This window comes from Streptomyces sp. NPDC051578 (assembly GCF_044454045.1).
Taxonomy (GTDB): domain Bacteria; phylum Actinomycetota; class Actinomycetes; order Streptomycetales; family Streptomycetaceae; genus Streptomyces.
Genome location: NZ_JBITDH010000020.1, coordinates 1 through 18635, shown reverse-complemented (window position 1 = coordinate 18635; position 18635 = coordinate 1). Strand labels below are relative to the sequence as shown.

Genomic DNA, 18635 nt, shown 5'->3' with positions numbered 1-18635 from the left:
GAACCCACCGCCACACCACCACGCGTGACCACCACAAGCGACGCACCCTCAAACCGCTCCCCCGCCAACCACTCCTGCACCACACCCAGAACCCGGTTGGTCAGGGCGTGCATGGCGGCCGGGACGTCGTCCTCGTCCGTGACGGGGCACTCGAAGACGACCGCCCCGTCGACCGGGCCTTCCGCGGGCAGGTCATCCCAGCGCATGCCCGGCTCGTGGGCGGCGGTGGGTGCCGCGCCCGGCAGCGGGTTCCAGCTGATGTGGAAGAGGGATTCCGCTCCGCCCGTACCCAACTGCTCGGTGGAGACGGGCCGGCCGACGACCGCGCCCACCGTGGCGACGGGGGCGCCGGTGGTGTCGGCCACCTGGAGCGAGAGGCTCTCCGGAGTGGGCTGGGTGATCCGCACCCGTACGGCGGTGGCGCCCGCCGCGTGAAGGGTGACGTTCTGCCACACGAAGGGCAGTACCGTCTCATCGCCGCCGGTGCCGTTCACCAGCGCGGCGTGCATGGCTGCGTCCAGCAGGGCCGGGTGCAGCCCGAACTGCTCTGCCTCAGCGTGGGCCTGCTCGGGCAGGGCGACCTCGGCGAACAGGGTGTCCCCGAGCCGCCAGGCCGCCGTCAGGCCCTGGAAGACCGGCCCATAGCCGAAGCCTCGCCCGCGCAGGCCCTCGTAGGCACCGTCCAGGGGCAGTACGTCGGCACCGGCCGGCGGCCAGGCGGCCAGAGAGAACTCGGGCGCTGTCGCATCCGGGGCGAGGACACCGTCGGCGTGCAGGGTCCACGGCAGGTCCGGCCGCTCCTCCGGGCGCGAGTAGACGCTGACCGACCGGCGCCCGGAGGCGTCGGCCGCCGCGACGACCATCTGAACGGTCACGGCACCGCGCTCGGGGAGGATGAGCGGGGCCTGGAGGGCGAGCTCTTCCAACACCCCGCAACCGACCTGGTCCCCGGCTCGGATCGCGAGTTCCACGAAGCCCGTGCCCGGCAGCAGGATGGATCCGAGTACGTCGTGGTCGGCGATCCAGCCGTGCGTGCCCACCGACAGCCGGCCGGTGAACGTGATCACGTCCGTGTCGGGGGACGGCAGGACAGCACCGAGCAGCGGGTGACCGGCATCGGTCAGCCCGGCCGTCGCCATGGTGCCGCCGCCGGTGCCGATCCACGAGTTCGCGAGGTACTCCTCGGTGCCGACCCAGTAGCGCGTGCGCTGGAATGCGTAGGTGGGCAGCTCCACGCGGCGCACGTCGGCGTCGGCGGGGTAGAACGCACGCCAGTCGACGGGTACGCCGACCGTGTGGAGTCGTCCGAGGGTGGCGATCAGGGTTTCGGGTTCGGGCCGGTTCTTGCGGAGGGCGGGTACGAGGACGGCCTGCTCGGAGTCCACGCCCTGCTGGGCGAGTCCGGTCAGGACGCCGTCCGGGCCGATCTCCAGGAAGCGGGTCACACCCTGCTCCTCCAGCGTCCGCACGGCGTCCGCGAAGCGGACGGCCTCGCGGACCTGGCCGACCCAGTACTCCGGCGACCGCCAGCCTTCTGACAACTCGCCCGAGACGGTAGAGACGACCGGGATGCGCGGCGCCGAGAACGTCAGCCGGGAAGCGACCGCACGGAAGTCCTCCAGCATCGGATCCATCAACGCCGAGTGGAAGGCGTGCGAGACCGCAAGCCGACTCGTCTTACGGCCTTCGGTGGTGAAGTGCTCACCGACAGCCAGCACAGCGCCTTCGACACCCGAAACCACCACCGACTGCGGCCCGTTCACCGCAGCAATACCCACACCCTCGGTCAGGAGCGGCAGCACCTCATCTTCCGCGGCCTGTACCGCGAGCATCGCCCCACCGGTGGGCAACGCCTGCATCAACCGGCCACGCGCCACCACCAACTCGGCCGCATCAGCCAGCGACAACACCCCCGCGACGTGCGCGGCGGCCAGCTCACCGATGGAGTGACCGGCGACGACGTCGGGCTTCACACCCCACGCCTCCACCAACCGGAACAGGGCGACTTCCAGCGCGAACAGCGCGGGCTGCGTCACCGCGGTCGCGTTCAACGCCTCCGCATCCTCACCCCACACCACCTCACGCAACGACCGCCCCAGGTGCCGGTCAACCTCCCCACACACCGCGTCAAAGGCCTCGGCGAACACCGGGAACGCGTCATACAACTCACGCCCCATCCCGAGACGCTGCGCCCCCTGCCCCGTGAACAGGAACGCCGTCCGCCCCCCGGGCTGGACCCGGCCCGTCACCAGAGCAGGGTGCTCCTCCCCCGCCGCCAGCGCGGCGAGCGCCGCCAGCCGGCTCGCCCCGTCGCCCGTCACCACCGCACGGTGGTCCATCGTGCTGCGGGCCGTCGCGAGGGTGTACCCGATGTCCCCGGGTCGGTGCGCGCCGGCCACTGCGAGCAGGCGTTCCGCCTGGCCCGCCAGAGCAGCGGCGGACTTCGCCGACAACGCCCAGGGAGTGGCGCCCGGTTTCCGCTGTTCGGCCGTCGGCTGAGGCTCGTCGTCGGCCTCCTCCACGATGACGTGGGCGTTCGTCCCGCTGATGCCGAACGAGGAGATGCCCGCCCGGCGCGGGCGGCCTTCGGCCGGCCACTCCCGGGCCTCGGTCAGCAGCTCCACGTCCCCCGCCGACCAGTCGATCTGGTCCGACCGCTCTTCCGCATGCAGGGTGGGCGGCAGCACACCGTGCCGCATCGCCATCACCATCTTGATGATCCCCGCGACACCCGCAGCGGCCTGCGTGTGCCCCATGTTGGACTTGATGGAGCCCAGCCACAGCGGCCGGCCCTCCGGCCGTCCCTGCCCGTAGGTCGCCAGCAGCGCCTGCGCCTCGATCGGGTCACCGAGGACCGTGCCCGTGCCGTGCGCCTCGACGGCGTCGACCTCCGCCGTCGTCAGTCCGGCGTTCGCCAGCGCCTGACGGATCACCCGCTGCTGCGAGGGGCCGTTGGGGGCGGTGAGGCCGTTGCTGGCGCCGTCCTGGTTGAGCGCCGAGCCTCGGACGACGGCCAGTACCGGGTGCCCGTTGCGGCGGGCATCGGAGAGACGCTCCAGGAGCAGCATGCCGGCGCCCTCGCCCCAGCCGGTGCCGTTGGCGTCCGCGCCGAACGACTTGCAGCGGCCGTCGGGGGCGAGGCCGCGCTGACGGCTGAACTCGACGAAGACCTCCGGGGTCGCCATCACGGCGACACCGCCGGCCAGCGCCAGCGAGCATTCCCCGGAGCGCAGGGCCTGGGCTGCCATGTGCAGGGCCACCAGCGACGAGGAGCACGCCGTGTCCACGGTGACCGCCGGGCCCTCCAGACCGAACACGTACGAGACGCGCCCGGAGGCGATGGCGCCGGTGCTGTTGTTGGCGGCGTAGTCGTGGTACATCATCCCGGCGTAGCAGCCGGTCATGCTGCCGCGCAGGGTATCCGGGTCGATCCCGGCCCGCTCGAAGGCCTCCCAGGCCGTCTCCAGCAGCAGGAACTGCTGCGGGTCCATGACGGCGGCCTCGTTGGGGCTGATGCCGAAGAACGCCGGGTCGAACTCGCCCGCCCGGTGCAGGAATCCGCCCTCGCGGGCGTAGCTGGTGTGCGGGCGCTCGGAGGTGGGGTCGTAGATGCGGTCGAGGTCCCAGCCGCGGTTGTCGGGGAAGCCGGAGACGGCGTCCACGCCGTCGGCCACGAGCTGCCACAGTGCCTCGGGGGTGTCCACGCCACCGGGGTAGCGGCAGGCCATGGCGACGATCACGACGGGGTCGTCGTCGCCGGGTGTGCGGACCGCGGTGGCCGCGGTCGGCCCGGTCCGGTCTTCCGCGCCGCCGAGTTCGTCCAGCAGGTGGCGGGCGAGGGCGCGCGGGTTCGGGTAGTCGAAGGCCAGGGTGGCGGGGAGGCGTACGTCGGTGGCGGCGCTGACGGCGTTGCGGAACTCGACGGCGGTGAGCGAGTCGAAGCCCAGCTCGCTGAACGCACGGCTCTCGTCGACCGCGTGCGGCCCGGGGTAGCCGAGGGTGGCCGCCACCTGCGTACGCACGAGGTCCAGCAGGAGAGCGACGCGCGCTTCCCGGTCCAGCCCGGCCAGGCGCCCGCGCAGCGAGCCGGCGTCCTCGGACGACGTCACCGCGGCGCGGCGCGGCCGTATCCGGACCAGCCCCCGGAAGAGCGGGGGCAGTGCGTCGCCGGCGGCCGCGAGGGTCCGTACGTCGAGCCGGATCGGCAGGACGACCGGGGTGTCGACGGTCAGGGCGCGGTCGAAGAGGTCCAGGCCGTACTCGGCCGTGAGGGCACCGATGCCGGTGCGGCTCATCCGCTGGAGGTCGGCTTCGGTGAGGGCGCCGGACATGCCGCTCGCCCACAGGCCCCAGGCGAGGGACCGGGCGGGCATGCCGTGGGCGCGGCGGTGGGTGGCGAGGCCGTCGAGCAGGGCGTTGGCGGCGCCGTAGTTGCCCTGGCCGGGGGCGCCGAGGACCCCGGTCGCGGAGGAGAACAGCACGAAGGCCGACAGCTCCAGGTCCCGGGTCAGCTCGTGCAGGTGCAGGGCCGCGTCCGCCTTGGCCCGCAGTACGGTGTCCAGGCTCTGCGGGGTCAGCGAGCCGATGAGGGTGTCGTCGAGTACGCCGGCCAGGTGGACCACGCCGGTGAGGGGTACGCCGGTTATGAGTGCCGCCAGCGCGTCCCGGTCGCCGGCGTCGCAGGCGGCGAGGGTGGCTTCGGCGCCGAGGGCCCGCAGTTCGGCGAGCTGTGCCTGCGCGCCGGGGGCGTCCGCGCCGCGCCGGGAGAGCAGCAGGAGGTTCCGTACGCCATGGGTCTCGACCAGCCGCCGGGCGACGAGGCGGCCCAGCGCGCCGGTGGCGCCGGTCACCAGGACGGTGCCGTTGCCGAAGTCGGGCCGCACGCTCCGCTCGGAGTCGTCGGTGAGGCGGGTCAGGCGGGCTCCGTGGACGGTGGTGCCGCGCACGACGGTGTGGGGTTCGCCGGCGGCCACCGCGAGGGCCGGCTCCGCGTCCTGGCCCAGGTCGGTCAGGAGGAACCGGTCGGGGTGCTCCGCCTGTGCCGAGCGGACGAGGCCCCAGACGGCCGCTCCGGCCAGGTCGGTGACGTCCTCGCCGGGCAGGGCGACGGCTCCGCGGGTCGCGATGACCAGGCGGGAGGCGGCGTACCGCTCGTCGGCGAGCCAGCTCTGCAGGGCGGCGAGCACCCGGCCGATGGCGGCCCGTACCCCGTCCGCGTCGCGGGCGGGCGCGCAGTGCAGGACGACTGCCTCCGGTACGGGCGCGTCGGCGGGCAGGGCGTCCCAGTCGGCCTGGACGGCGCCGGGGGCGTGGGCGGCCGGCAGCTCGGCCCACTCCAGGGCGAAGAGGGACTCGTGGGCGACGGTGCGTGCGGCGGCGAGCTGCTGGGCGGAGACCTCGCGCAGGACGAGGGAGTCCACCGAAAGGACGGGGCGGCCCGTCTCGTCGCCCACGGACAGCGCGAGCGCGCCCGAGCCGTCCGGAGTGATCCGGACGCGCAGCCGGGTGGCGCCGGAGGCGTGCAGCCGTACTCCCGTCCAGACGAACGGCAGGACGGGCCCTTCGGCAGCGGCGAACAGGTCGGTGAAGACGGAGCCGTGGAGGGACGCGTCGAGGAGGGCGGGGTGCAGTCCGAACGCGGCGGCGTCGGCGTGGCCCCGTTCGGGCAGGACGACTTCGGCGAAGACCTCCGCCCCGGCGCGCCAGGCGGCGGTCAGGCCGCGGAAGGCCGGTCCATAGGGGAGTCCGGCCGCGGCGAGCGCCTCGTACACCCCGGCGGTGTCGATCGGGGCGGATCTGGCCGGCGGCCAGGCGCCCAGGCCGAAGGCGTCGGCTGCGGCCCCGGCGGTGGCGACAGCGGCGGTAGGGGTGGCGGTGGCCGCTCCGGCCGCGAGGACGCCGGCCGCGTGCAGGGTCCACGGCTGGTCGGGTTGGTCGTCCCGGCGGGAGTGGACGCTGACGGGGCGCCGCCCCGCGGCGTCCGCCGCGCCGACCTCGACCTGGAGGGCGACGGCGCCGCGCTCGGGCAGCACGAGCGGGGACTGCAGCATGAGTTCTTCGAGCGAGTCGCAGCCGACCTGGTCACCGGCCCGGATAGCCAGCTCCACGAAGCCGGTGCCGGGAAACACCACGGAGTCGCCCACGAGGTGGTCGGCGAGCCACGGCTGCGCCGACACCGAGACGCGGCCGGTGAGCACCACCCCGCCGGAGTCGGCCAGGGACACGACGGCGCCGAGCAGCGGGTGCCCGGCGGCGGCCAGTCCGGCGGCGGACAGGTCGCCGAGGGCGCCCGTGCCCTCGACCCAGTAGCGGGTGTGCTGGAAGGCGTACGTGGGCAGCTCGACGCGGCGCGCGCCGGTACCGGCGTAGAACGCCGCCCAGTCGACGGGCGCGCCGCTGGTGTGGAGCCGGGCCAGGGCGGCGACGAGTGCCTCGGACTCGGGCCGGTTCCTGCGGAGGGCGGGTACGAGGACGGCCTGCTCGGAGTCCACGCCCTGCTGGGCCAGACCGGTCAGGACGCCGTCCGGGCCGATCTCCAGGAAGCGGACGGCGCCTTCGCGTTCCAGCGCGCCGACGGCGTCGGCGAAGCGGACGGCTTCGCGGACCTGCCCCACCCAGTAGTCCGGGGACTGCCACTGCGCGCCGACGCGCTCACCGGTGACGGTGGAGACGGCCGCCACGCCCGGTTCGGAGTACGTCAACCGCGATGCCACGGCGCGGAAGTCGTCCAGCATCGGATCCATCAGCCCCGAGTGGAAGGCGTGCGAGACCGCCAGCCGGCTGGTCTTACGGCCTTCGGCGGTGAAGTGCTCGCCCACGGCCAGCACGGCGGCCTCGACACCGGACACGACGACCGAGTCCGGTCCGTTGACCGCAGCGATCCCCACACCCTCGGTCAGGAGCGGCAGCACCTCATCCTCAGTGGCCTGCACCGCGAGCATCGCACCACCGGTGGGCAGCTCCTGCATCAACCGGCCACGCGCCACCACCAACTCCGCCGCATCAGCCAGCGACAGCACACCCGCCACATGCGCAGCAGCCAGCTCACCGATCGAATGCCCGGCGACGACATCGGGCTTCACACCCCACGCCTCCACCAACCGGTACAGCGCGACTTCCAGCGCGAACAGGGCGGGCTGCGTCACGGCGGTCGCGTTCAACGCCTCCGCATCCTCACCCCACACCACCTCACGAAGTGACCGCCCCAGGTGCCGGTCAACCTCCCCACACACCGCGTCAAAGGCCTCGGCGAACACCGGGAACGCGTCATACAACTCACGCCCCATCCCGAGACGCTGCGCCCCCTGCCCCGTGAACAGGAACGCCGTCGCGCCCTTGGTCACCACGCCGGGCACGACGCTCGGGTGCGGCTGCCCCTGTGCCAGTGCGGCCAGGCCGGCGAGGGCGCCCTCGCGGTCGGCGGCGAGGACGACCGCGCGGTGGTCCAGCGCGACGCGGGTCGTGGCGAGGGAGTAGCCGAGGTCCGCGGCGGAGTCCGGTTCCGGGAGGCCGGTGACGTGAGCGTGCACCCGCGCGGCCTGGGCGGCGAGCGCGTCGGCGTCGCGGCCGGAGACCGGCCAGGGCAGGACGGGGGGCATCACCGCGGCGACGGGCGTCGGGGCGTCGGCCGCTTCCCGGGCCTCCTCGGACGGCGCCTCGGCGGGGGCTTCTTCGAGGATGACGTGGGCGTTGGTTCCGCTGACGCCGAACGCGGAGACACCGGCGCGCCGGGGCTGGTCTTCGGCGCGTTCCCACTCCCGGGCTTCGGCCAGCAGCCGGACCTGCCCCGCCGTCCAGTCGACATGGCTGGACGGCTCGTCCACGTGCAAAGTCTGCGGCAGTACGCCGTTGCGCAGGGCCATGACCATCTTGATGACGCTGCCGACACCGGCCGCGGCCTGGGCGTGACCGATGTTGGACTTGATGGAGCCCAGCCACAGCGGCCGGTCCTCCGGGCGGTCCTGGCCGTAGGTGGCGAGCAGCGCCTGGGCCTCGATGGGGTCGCCGAGGGTGGTGCCCGTGCCGTGCCCCTCGACGGCGTCGACCTGCGAGGCGGGCAGCTTCGCGTTGGCGAGCGCCTGGCGGATCACGCGCTGCTGCGCGCGTCCGCTGGGGGCGGTCAGGCCGTTGCTCGCGCCGTCCTGGTTGACCGCGCTGCCGCGGACGACGGCGAGGACCGGGTGCCCGTTGCGGCGGGCGTCGGAGAGCCGTTCGAGTACGAGCATGCCCGCGCCCTCGGACCAGCCGGTCCCGTCGGCCGCTTCGGCGAAGGCCTTGCAGCGGCCGTCGGGGGCGAGCCCGCGCTGGCGGCTGAACGCGATGAACGGCGACGGGGTGGACATGACCATGACGCCGCCGGCGAGGGCCAGCGAGCATTCGCGCTGCCGCAGCGCCTGCGCGGCGAGGTGCAGGGAGACGAGCGAGGAGGAGCAGGCGGTGTCGACGGTGACGGCCGGCCCTTCGAGGCCGAGGGTGTAGGAGATGCGGCCGGATATGACGGCGGCCGCGTTGGCGGTGGTCATGTACGCCTCGGCGACTTCGCCCGCCGCGCCGATCAGGTACTCGTAGTCCTGGATACCGGAGCCCGCGAACACCCCGACGGGCTTGCCGCGCAGGGACACGGGGTCGATGCCGGCCCGCTCGATGGCTTCCCAGGACACCTCCAGCAGCAGCCGCTGCTGGGGGTCCATGGTCAGCGCCTCGTTGGGGCTGATGCCGAAGAACCCGGCGTCGAAGCCGGCGACGTCCTGGACGAAGCCGCCCTCGTTGACGTAGCTGCCGCCGGACCCGGACGTGTCCGCTGCGTCCCCTTCCCCGCCGCGCAGGCCGTCGAGGTCCCAGCCGCGGTCGGTGGGGAAGGTGGTGATGGCGTCGCGGCCCTCGGCCACGAGCCGCCACAGGTCGTCCGGGGTGCTGATGCCTCCCGGGTAGCGGCAGCTCATCGCCACGATGGCGATGGGCTCGTGGTCCTGGTTCTCGACTTCCTGGAGCCGGCGGCGGGTCTGGTGCAGATCCGCCGTGACCCGCTTGAGGTAGTCGAGAAGCTTGGCGTCGTCATTGGACATTCTGGGTCCCACCGAGTCCTTGTTCATGCCGAGAGGTCGAGTCGATCCGGGGTCGGGTGCACCGGGGCGCGGGCGCGCGCTCGCGCCGGTCAGGTGAGGCCGAGTTCGTTGTCGATGAAGGCGAAGATGTCGTCGGCGGAGGCCGCTTCGAGCTGGCCGCCTATGCCTTGGTCGCCGGCCGTCGCGTCGAGGGCCGCCGTGAGGCGGGTCAGCAGGCTCTGCAGCCGGGCGGTGATACGGGTCGCTTCGATCTCGTCGGCGCCGAGCGCCGCGGCGGCCTGTTCGAGACGGTCCAGTTGGGCGAGTACCGGCAGTGCACCGACGTTCTCTTCCTGGCAGAGCTCTGAGTGGAGGTGGCCGGCGAGTGCCGCGGGGCTGGGGTGGTCGTAGATCATGCTGGTCGGCAGCGGGCGGCCGGTGGCCGCGACCAGGCGGCTGCGCAGGTCCACGGCCGCGACGGAGTCGAAGCCGAGGTCGGTGAAACCGCGGTCGGCGCCGACGTCGGCGGGGTCGTCGTAGCCGAGCAGGGCCGCCACGTGGCCCCGTACCAGGTCCAGCAGCGTCTTCAACTGGTCGGGCCGGGCGAGCCCCGCCAGCCGGGCGGCGAGGTCGGTGCCTTCGCCGGCGCCCGTCGCGGGGTCCGTGCCGAGGGCGGCGACCGCCTCGGGCAGCGCGTTCAGCAGGGGCCTCGGGCGGGCCAGCGCGTAGGTGGGGGCGAAGCGCTCCCAGTCGAACGCGGCGACCACCGCGTGGGAGGCGCCGCCCGCGAGGATCCGGCGGAGCGCGCCGACGGCGTGCTCCGGGCGCATGGCGGGGGCTCCGATACGGCGCATCACGGCGGCGAGTTCGGCGTCGACCATGCCGCCGTCCCAGGAGCCCCAGGCCACGGAGGTGGCGGCGAGGCCGCGGGCGCGGCGGGAGTGGGCGAGGCCGTCGAGGTAGGCGTTGGCGCTGCCGTACGCGGACTGCCCGGCGCTGCCCCATACGGCGGCGCCGGAGGAGAACAGCACGAAGGCGTCGAGAGGGGTGTCCGTGAGGAGTTCGTCGAGGTGGCGGGCTCCGAGCACCTTCGCGGCGGCCACCTCGGCGAGGTCCGCGAGGGTGAGTTCGGCGAGCGGCGCGATGCGCTGGGGCAGTCCGGCCGCGTGGACGACGGCGGTGAGGCCGGTCAGTCCGTCCAGGAGGCGGCGTACGGCTTCCCGGTCGGTGATGTCACATGCCTCGACGGAGATCCGTACGCCCGACTGGCGCAGTTCCTCGGCGAGTTCGGCGGCGCCGGGGGCGTGCGGGCCGCGGCGTCCGGCGAGGACGATGTGCTCCGCGCCGTCGGCGGCCAGCATCCGGGCGACGTGCGCGCCGAGCCCTCCGGTGCCTCCGGTGACGAGGACGGTGCCGCGCGGGTGCCACGGTCCCGCCGGGTCGGGCCGGCTGGGGCGCGTCATGCGGCGGGCGTACGCACCCTCGGGGCGCAACGCGACCTGGTCCTCGCCGGTGGCTCCGGCGAGGGTGTCGCACAGCCGCCCGGCGAGCCGTTCGGCGGCTTCACCCTCGGGCTCCGCCCCTGCGGGAAGGTCGACGAGACCACCCCAGGTGGCGGGGGTCTCCAGTGCGAGCGCCGCGCCCAGGCCCCAGACGGCGCTCTGGGCGGGGTGCACGGGCCGGGCGGCCGAGTCGGGCCCGTCGGTGGCGACGGCGCCCCGGGTGAGGCACCACACGGGGGCGGTGCACTCCCGTGCGGCCAGTTCCTGGAGCAGGGCGACGGTGTCGGCGAGGCCGCGGGACAGCTCGGGGTGCTCGGGGTGGTCGGTGTCGTCCAGGGCGAGCAGGCTCAGCACCCCGGCCGGCGCGGCGGGCAGAACCAGCGGCAGTACGGGGCCGCCCGCGCCGGTCGTGTGCAAGACGGGCCGCGCTCCCCGGCCGGTCAGCGCGTCGGCGAAGACGGCGGCGAGGGGGTCTTGGCCGGGGGCGTGGACGACGAGCCAGTCACCGTCGAGCGGGGCGGGCCGCGCCGGGTCGGGGACGGGGGTCCAGCTGATGCGGTAGCGCAGTGCGTCCACGGTGGAGGCCTCGCGGCGGCCGGCGCGCCAGGTGGTGAGGGCGGGCAGGACGGGGGTGAGGGCGTCGGCGTCGAGGCCGAGCCGCTCGGCGAGTTCCGCCGTGTCGGCGCGTTCGACGGCCTCCCAGAAGCCGGCTTCCGCCGGGTCGACGGCGGCCGGGGCGGTGGCCGGGGCCTGGTCGGGGCGGGCCCAGTAGTTCTTGCGCTGGAAGGCGTAGGTGGGCAGGTCCACGCGCCGCAGGCCGGGCCCGGTCGTGGTTGCCGCCTTGAAGTAGGCCGTCCAGTCGACGTGGACCCCCTGCGCGTGGGCGACGGCGACGGCTTCGGCGAGCGCCCGCTCCTCGCTCCGGCCGCGCCGCAGGGCGGCGGTGAACACCGGCCGTTCGGCGTCGTCGGCCACGTCGCCGGCCACGTCGGCGAGGCAGTCGGGGCCGAGGGGGGTGAGCGCGGCATCGGGTCCGAGTTCGAGGAAGGTGTGGACGCCCTTGGCCGCCAACTGCCGCACGGCGTCGCTGAAGCGCACCGTCTGACGCACGTGGCGCACCCAGTAGTCGGCGTGGCCCGCTTCATCGGCGCCCAGCAGTTCCCCGGTCACGGTGGAGACGATCGGGATGCGCGGGGTTCCGTACCGGATGCTCTCGGCGACGGTGCGGAAGACGTCGAGCATCGGTTCCATGAGCGGCGAGTGGAAGGCGTGCGAGACGGCGAGCCGCTTGGTCTTGCGGCCCTGGGCGCGCACGTGCCCGGCGAGCGCGGTGACCGCCTCCTGCGAGCCGGAGACGACCACGGAGCGGGGGCCGTTGAGGGCGGCGACGCCCACATCGGCGGTGAGCAGCGGTTCCACCTCCTCCTCGGAGGCTTCGACCGCGGCCATCGCACCGCCCGGCGGCAGCTGCTGCATCAGGCGGCCGCGGGCGGCGACGAGCCGGGCGGCGTCGGTGAGCGTGAGGATGCCGCTGACGTGGGCGGCGGCCAGCTCGCCGATGGAGTGCCCGGCGAGGAAATCGGGCCGGATGCCCCAGGACTCGACGAGCCGGTACAGCGCCACCTCGAAGGCGAACAGGGCGGGCTGCGCCCGGCCGGTGGCGTCGAGCGACGCACTGTCCTCGCCCCACATCGTGTCGCGCAGAGGTGTGCCGAGGTGGGCGTCGAGGGCGGCGACGGCCTCATCGAAGGCGCGGGCGAACACCGGGTGGGCGGCGTGGAGCTCGCGGCCCATGCCGAGCCGCTGTGCGCCCTGGCCGGTGAAGAGCACGGCGGTCAGCGCGTCGGGACGGGCGGCGCCGATGACCGTGCCGGGGGCCGGCAGCGTCGGGTCGGCGGCGAGGGCGCGCAGGGCGCGGGTCAGCTCGGCGCGGTTGTCGGCGACGACCACGGCACGGTGCTCCAGGGCGGCCCGGGTGGTGGCCAGGGACCAGGCCGTGTCGCAGAGGGCGACGTCCGGGTGGACGTCCAGGTGATCGGCGAGGCGGACCGCCTGCGCGGCGAGTGCCTCGGGGCGGCGGGCCGAGACGGGGACGGGGACGGGCCGGGGGGTCTGCGGGTGCCGGCCACCGGCCTCGGCGGCGGGGGTCTCGTCGGCCGGGGCTTCGTCCGCCCGGTCCTCCCGCGCCGGGGCCGCATTCGCCGGGCTCCCGTCCGCCCGCGGCTCCTCCTTCGGGGCCTCCTCCACGATCACGTGCACGTTCGTGCCGCTCAGGCCGAACGACGACACGCCCGCACGCTTGGCGTGACCGCGTTCCGGCCACGCGATCGGCTCGGTCAGCAGCCGTACGCTGCCCGCGCTCCAGTCGACGTTCGGGCTGGGCTCGTCCACGTGCAGGGTGCGCGGCAGCACACCGTGGCGCATCGCCTCCACCATCTTGATGACTCCGCCGATCCCCGCGGCCGCCTGCGCATGCCCGATGTTCGACTTGAACGAACCCAGCCACAGCGGCTGGTCGGCGGGCCGCTCGCGCCCGTAGACGGCGATGAGGGCCTGCGCCTCAATGGGGTCACCGAGGGTGGTTCCGGTGCCGTGCGCCTCCACGGCGTCGACGTCGGCGGCGGTCAGCCGCCCGGAGGCGAGCGCTTGCAGGATGACCCGCTGCTGGGAAGGGCCGTTGGGCGCGGTCAGCCCGTTGGAGGCGCCGTCGGAGTTCATCGCCGAGCCGCGGATGACGGCGAGCACCGGGTGGCCGAGACGCCGCGCGTCGGAGAGCCGCTCCACGAGGACCATGCCCGCGCCCTCGGACCAGGTGGTGCCGTCCGCGGCCGCCGCGAAGGACTTGCACCGGCCGTCCGGGGCCAGCCCCCGGTCCTGGCTGAACCCGACGAAGGAGTCCGGGCCGGCCATGACGGTGACCCCGCCGGCGAGCGCCATCGTGCACTCCCCCGTCCGTACGGACTGGACGGCCAGGTGGAGCGCGACGAGCGAGGACGAGCAGGCGGTGTCCACGGTCACCGCGGGACCCTCCAGGCCCAGGGAGTACGCCACGCGTCCCGAGGCGACGCTGGCCAGACCGCCGGTACCGCCGCCGCCCGGGTAGTCGTGGTAGACGACACCGGCGAACACCCCGGTCCGGCTGCCCTTGAGGGAGGTGGGGTCGATGCCCGCGCGCTCGACGGCCTCCCAGGACACCTCCAGCAGCAGCCGCTGCTGCGGGTCGGTGTCACGGGCTTCGCGCGGACTTATCTTGAAGAAGTCGGCGTCGAACTCGCCCGCGTCGTGGAGGAAGCCGCCTTCACGGCAGTACGTCTTCCCGGGCGTGGCCGGCTCCGGGTCGTAGAGGGCGTCCATGTCCCAGCCGCGGCCGTCCGGGAAGAGCGACACCGCGTCCCGCCCGGCGTCCACCAGCTGCCACAGCTCCTCGGGCGAGGCGATACCGCCCGGGAACCGGCATCCCATCGCGACGATGGCCACCGGCTCCTGGTTGAGCTCCTCGGCCTCGCGCAACTGACGCCGCGTGCGCTGGAGTTCCGTGGTGGCGCGCTTGAGATAGTCCCGGAGCTTCTCGTCTTTGCTCATCGAACCTCAACCAATCTAGAGCTGATCGCTGGCTAGGAGATGCCGAATTCGCTGTCGAGCACGTCGAACAGCTCCTCGTCGGTGACCGTTTCGAGGTCGGTGCCGTCATCGGCGGGGTCGCCGCCCGTGCCCCGGGCGTCACGCCAGCGCCGTACGACGGCTTCCAGGCGGGCCGTGATGGCGTCGGCGCGGGCGCCGATCACGGCGGTGTCCCCGTCGCCGGCGGGGAAGCCCGTGAGTACGGCTTCGATGCGGTCGAGTTCGGCCAGCGCGGCGGCGGCCGGGTCCTCGCCGACGGAGTCGGCGTCCAACCGCTCGCCCAGGAAGGCCGCGGCGGCACGCGGCGTCGGGTAGTCGAAGATCAGGGTGGCCGGCAGGTCACAACCGCTCGCCGCGGTGAGCCGCTTGCGCAGTTCGACGGCGGCCAGCGAGTCGAAGCCCATGTCGCGGAAGGCGAGGTCGGCCTCCACGGTGGTGGTGGACTCGTAGCCGAGGACTGCCGCGACGTGCGTACGGACCAGCCCGAGCAGAACGCGGCCGCGATCGGCCGCCGGGAGCCCGTCGAGCTTGGCGTGCAGGTCGGCCGCTGCGCGCCGGGACTCCTCGGCCGTGGGGACGTCATGGGTGGCATGCGCGCCGCTGCCCGTGGAACGCGCGGCGTCGACCCAGTAGCGGGTGCGCTGGAAGGGGTAGGTCGGCAGCTCGACGCGCCGGGCGCCGGCGCCGGCGTAGAACGCCTGCCAGTCGACGCGTACGCCGTCCACGTGCAGCTGGGCCAGGGCCGCGGCCAAGGCCTCGGGTTCGGGGCGGTTCTTGCGGAGGGCGGGTACCAGGACGGCTTCGGCCGACTCTGCCGACTGCTGGGCGAGGCCGGTCAGGACGCCGTCCGGGCCGATCTCCAGGAAGCGGGTGACACCCTGCTCCTCCAGGGTCCGCACGGCGTCCGCGAAGCGGACGGCCTCGCGGACCTGGCCGACCCAGTACTCCGGGGACTGCCAGTCCTGCGACAGTCCACCCGAGACGGTGGAGACGACCGGGATGCGCGGCGCCGAGAACGTCAGCCGGGAAGCGACTACACCAAACTCGTCCAGCATCGGATCCATCAACGCCGAGTGGAAAGCATGCGAGACCGCCAGCCGGCTGGTCTTACGGCCTTCGGCGGTGAAGTGCTCGCCCACGGCCAGCACGGCGGCCTCGACCCCGGACACGACGACCGAGTCCGGTCCGTTGACCGCAGCAATACTCACACCGTCGGTGAGAAGCGGCAGCACCTCATCTTCCGCGGCCTGTACCGCGAGCATCGCACCACCGGTGGGCAACGCCTGCATCAACCGGCCACGCGCCACCACCAACTCGGCCGCATCAGCCAGCGACAACACCCCCGCGACGTGCGCGGCGGCCAGCTCACCGATGGAGTGACCGGCGACGACATCGGGCTTCACACCCCACGCCTCCACCAACCGGAACAGGGCGACTTCCAGCGCGAACAGCGCGGGCTGCGTCACCGCGGTCGCGTTCAACGCCTCCGCATCCTCACCCCACACCACCTCACGCAACGACCGCCCCAGGTGCCGGTCAACCTCCCCACACACCGCATCAAAGGCCTGCGCGAACACCGGGAACGCGTCATACAACTCACGCCCCATCCCCAACCGCTGGGCACCCTGGCCGGTGAAGAGGAACGCCGTCCGGCCACCGCGCCGCAGGGCTCCGGTGATCACCCCCGGGTGTTCCTCCCCCGCCGCGAGCGCGGCGAGCGCGGTCGCGCGGTCGCCGAGCACGACGGCCCGGTGGGTGAAGGCGGTGCGCGAGACGGCCAGGGAGAGCCCGATGTCCGACGCGTCGGCGTCCGGCCCGGCGGAGACCCGCTCCAGCAGACGCTCCGCCTGCGCGGCCAGCGCCTTCGGCGTCTTCGCCGACAACACCCAAGGCAGCACGGGGAGCGCGGTCCGCACAGCCGGCTCCTCCGCCTCCGCCGGGGCCTGTTCGATGATCACGTGGGCGTTCGTCCCGCTGATGCCGAACGAGGACACCCCCGCCCGCCGCACGCCGCCGGGTGCCGTCTCCCACACACGGCCCTCGGTGAGCAGCTCGACGCTCCCGGCGTCCCAGTCCACCTGGTCCGACGGCGCATCCACGTGCAGGGTGGGCGGCAGTACGCCGTTCCGTATCGCCATGACCATCTTCATCACGCCCGCGACGCCCGCGGCCGCCTGGCTGTGCCCCATGTTGGACTTGATCGAGCCCAACCACAGCGGCTTGTCCGCCGGCCGGTCCTGCCCGTACGTCTCCAGAAGCGCCTGCGCCTCGATGGGGTCGCCGAGGGTGGTCCCCGTACCGTGTGCCTCGACCACGTCGACGTCTGCCGTCGACAGGCCCGCGGCCGCCAGCGCCTTGCGGATCACGCGCTGCTGGGCCGGCCCGTTGGGGGCGGTGAGGCCGTTGCTGGCGCCGTCCTGGTTGAGCGCCGAGCCCCGGACGACGGCGAGCACGGGGTGTCCGTTGCGGCGCGCGTCGGAGAGCCGCTCCAGCAGCAGGACCCCTGCTCCCTCCGAGCAGGCCACGCCGTCCGCAGCGGCGGCGAAGGACTTCGAGCGGCCGTCGGGGGCCAGGCCCTGCTGGGTGCTGAAGTAGACGAACATGTCGGGGGTGGCCATCACCGTCACCCCGCCCGCCAGGGCGAGGTCGCATTCCCCGGCCCTCAGGGCCTGGGCGGCCATGTGCAGGGCCACCAGGGACGATGAGCAGGCGGTGTCGACACTGACCGCCGGACCCTCCAGGCCCAGGGTGTAGGCCACTCGTCCCGATACGACGCTGCCGGCGGTGGTGCTGCCGGGTTCGAGGCCGAGGGCGTAGTCGTGGTACATGACGCCGGCGAACACGCCGGTCGCCGTGCCCTTGAGGGTGGTGGGGTCGATGCCCGCCCGTTCGACGGCCTCCCAGGACGCCTCCAGCAGCAGCCGCTGCTGCGGGTCGGTGACGACGGCCTCGTGGGGGCTGATCCCGAAGAAGACGGGGTCGAACTCGGCCGCTTCGTAGAGGAAGCCGCCTTCCCGGGCGTACGACGTGCCGGGCGTGCCGGGCTGCGGATCGTAGACCTCCGGGTCCCAGCCCCGGTCGGTGGGGAAGGCGCCGATGGCGTCCACACCGTCCGCGACGAGCTTCCACAGCTCCTCGGGAGTGGTCACACCGCCCGGGTAGCGGCAGCCCATACCGACGATCACGATCGGGTCGTCGTGGCGGCCGGGGCGGCGCTCGGTCTCGGCCAGGCGCCGGCGGGCGTCCCGCAGGTCGGAGGTGGCCCGCTTCAGATATTCGAGAAGTCGCTCCTCGTTGCTCACCGAGACCTACTCCCTCTGGTCGACAAAAAGTGGCGACTCGCTCGCGTTGCACAGTCCGGCGTTGATCGGTTCGAACGCTACTGAGCTGCCGAGAGGGCGGCCTACCCTTAGCCCACCCCTGCCCAGAGGGGTCGCCGGAGCAGGGGAAACACGCAGAACGGCCGGGGTGCGTGACCGCTGTCGTCCAGCTGTCACGCACCCCGGCCGGGGTCTGCCGAGCCCGCCGGGGTGGGGCGGGTCAGGGGGTCGCGGGGGTACCGAGCTCGTTGTCCAGGATGTCGAACAGCTCGTCCGCGGTGACCTCGTCGAGGTCCTCGCCGCGGTCCGGGACCTCCGGCGCGGCATGCCCCTGGGCGTGGGTGGCGGGTCGTCCGTCGAGCCGGCCCGCCAGCTCCCGGAGCCGCTCGGCGAGCCGCGTCCGGTCGGGGGCGGTGACAGGCGACACGGTGGCTGCGTCGGAGGCCAGCAGTGCTTCCAACCGTTCGATGTCAGCCTCCAGTCCGGTGGCCGGGGAGGGGGCGGCGGCCGCCGGAGCCAGCTTCCGGGCGATGTAGGCGGCGACTTCCGCCGCACTCGGGTAGTCGAAGATCAGCGTGGCGGGCAGGCGCAGGCCGCTGGCCGCTCCCAGCTGATTGCGGAGCTCGACCGAACCGAGTGAGTCGAAGCCCAACTCACCGAAGGCGCGGTCGGGTTCGACCGCGTCGGCGGACGCGTGGCCCAGCACGCTCGCCGCGTGGGTGCGTACGACGTCCAGGATGATCCGGGTGCGCTCCTCCTCGTCGTGCCCGGCGATCCGTTCGGCCAGGGAGGCCCCGGCCGGCGCCCCGGCGGTGGCGGCGGTCCGCTTCCGTATGGGCGCCACCATGCCCCTCAGCAGAGCGGGCAGCTCATCGGTACGGGTCCTCAGTGCGCCGGCATCCACCCGCAGCGGGACGGTGGCCGCTTCGCCCGATGCCAGGGCGAGGGTGAAGAGGGCAAGCCCTTCCGCCTCCGAGAGAGCGGGCGTACCGGCGCGCCGCATGCGGTCGAGGTCGGTGGCGGTGAGGTGGGCCGCCATGCCGGTGTTGACGTCCCAGAGGCCGAAGGCCATCGAGGTGGCCGGCAGACCCTGCGCATGCCGATGAGCAGCCAGCACATCCAGGAACACGTTCGCAGCCGCGTAATTG

General features: G+C 73.7%; 4 protein-coding genes. All 4 read right to left on the bottom strand.

Annotation, left to right across the window (positions count from 1 at the left end; all coding sequences use genetic code 11):
• The coding region (locus ACIA6C_RS33025) for an SDR family NAD(P)-dependent oxidoreductase (protein WP_399281381.1) at positions 1–9065 on the bottom strand (9065 nt) is incomplete at its 3' end.
• 89 nt (positions 9066–9154) lie between these two features.
• Positions 9155–14128, bottom strand: coding sequence for a type I polyketide synthase (locus tag ACIA6C_RS33020; RefSeq protein WP_399281380.1), 4974 nt, complete (start codon positions 14126–14128; stop codon positions 9155–9157).
• A gap of 32 nt (positions 14129–14160) precedes the next feature.
• Complete coding sequence (locus ACIA6C_RS33015) at positions 14161–17469, bottom strand: type I polyketide synthase (RefSeq protein WP_399281379.1); 3309 nt, start codon at positions 17467–17469, stop codon at positions 14161–14163.
• 238 nt (positions 17470–17707) lie between these two features.
• The coding region (locus tag ACIA6C_RS33010) for a phosphopantetheine-binding protein (protein ID WP_399281378.1) at positions 17708–18635 on the bottom strand (928 nt) is incomplete at its 5' end.

Excerpts from the sequence above, each read along its gene's own strand:
- ACIA6C_RS33020 (WP_399281380.1), bottom strand. The coding sequence starts at position 14,128 with ATGAGCAAAGACGAGAAGCTCCGGGACTATCTCAAGCGCGCCACCACG.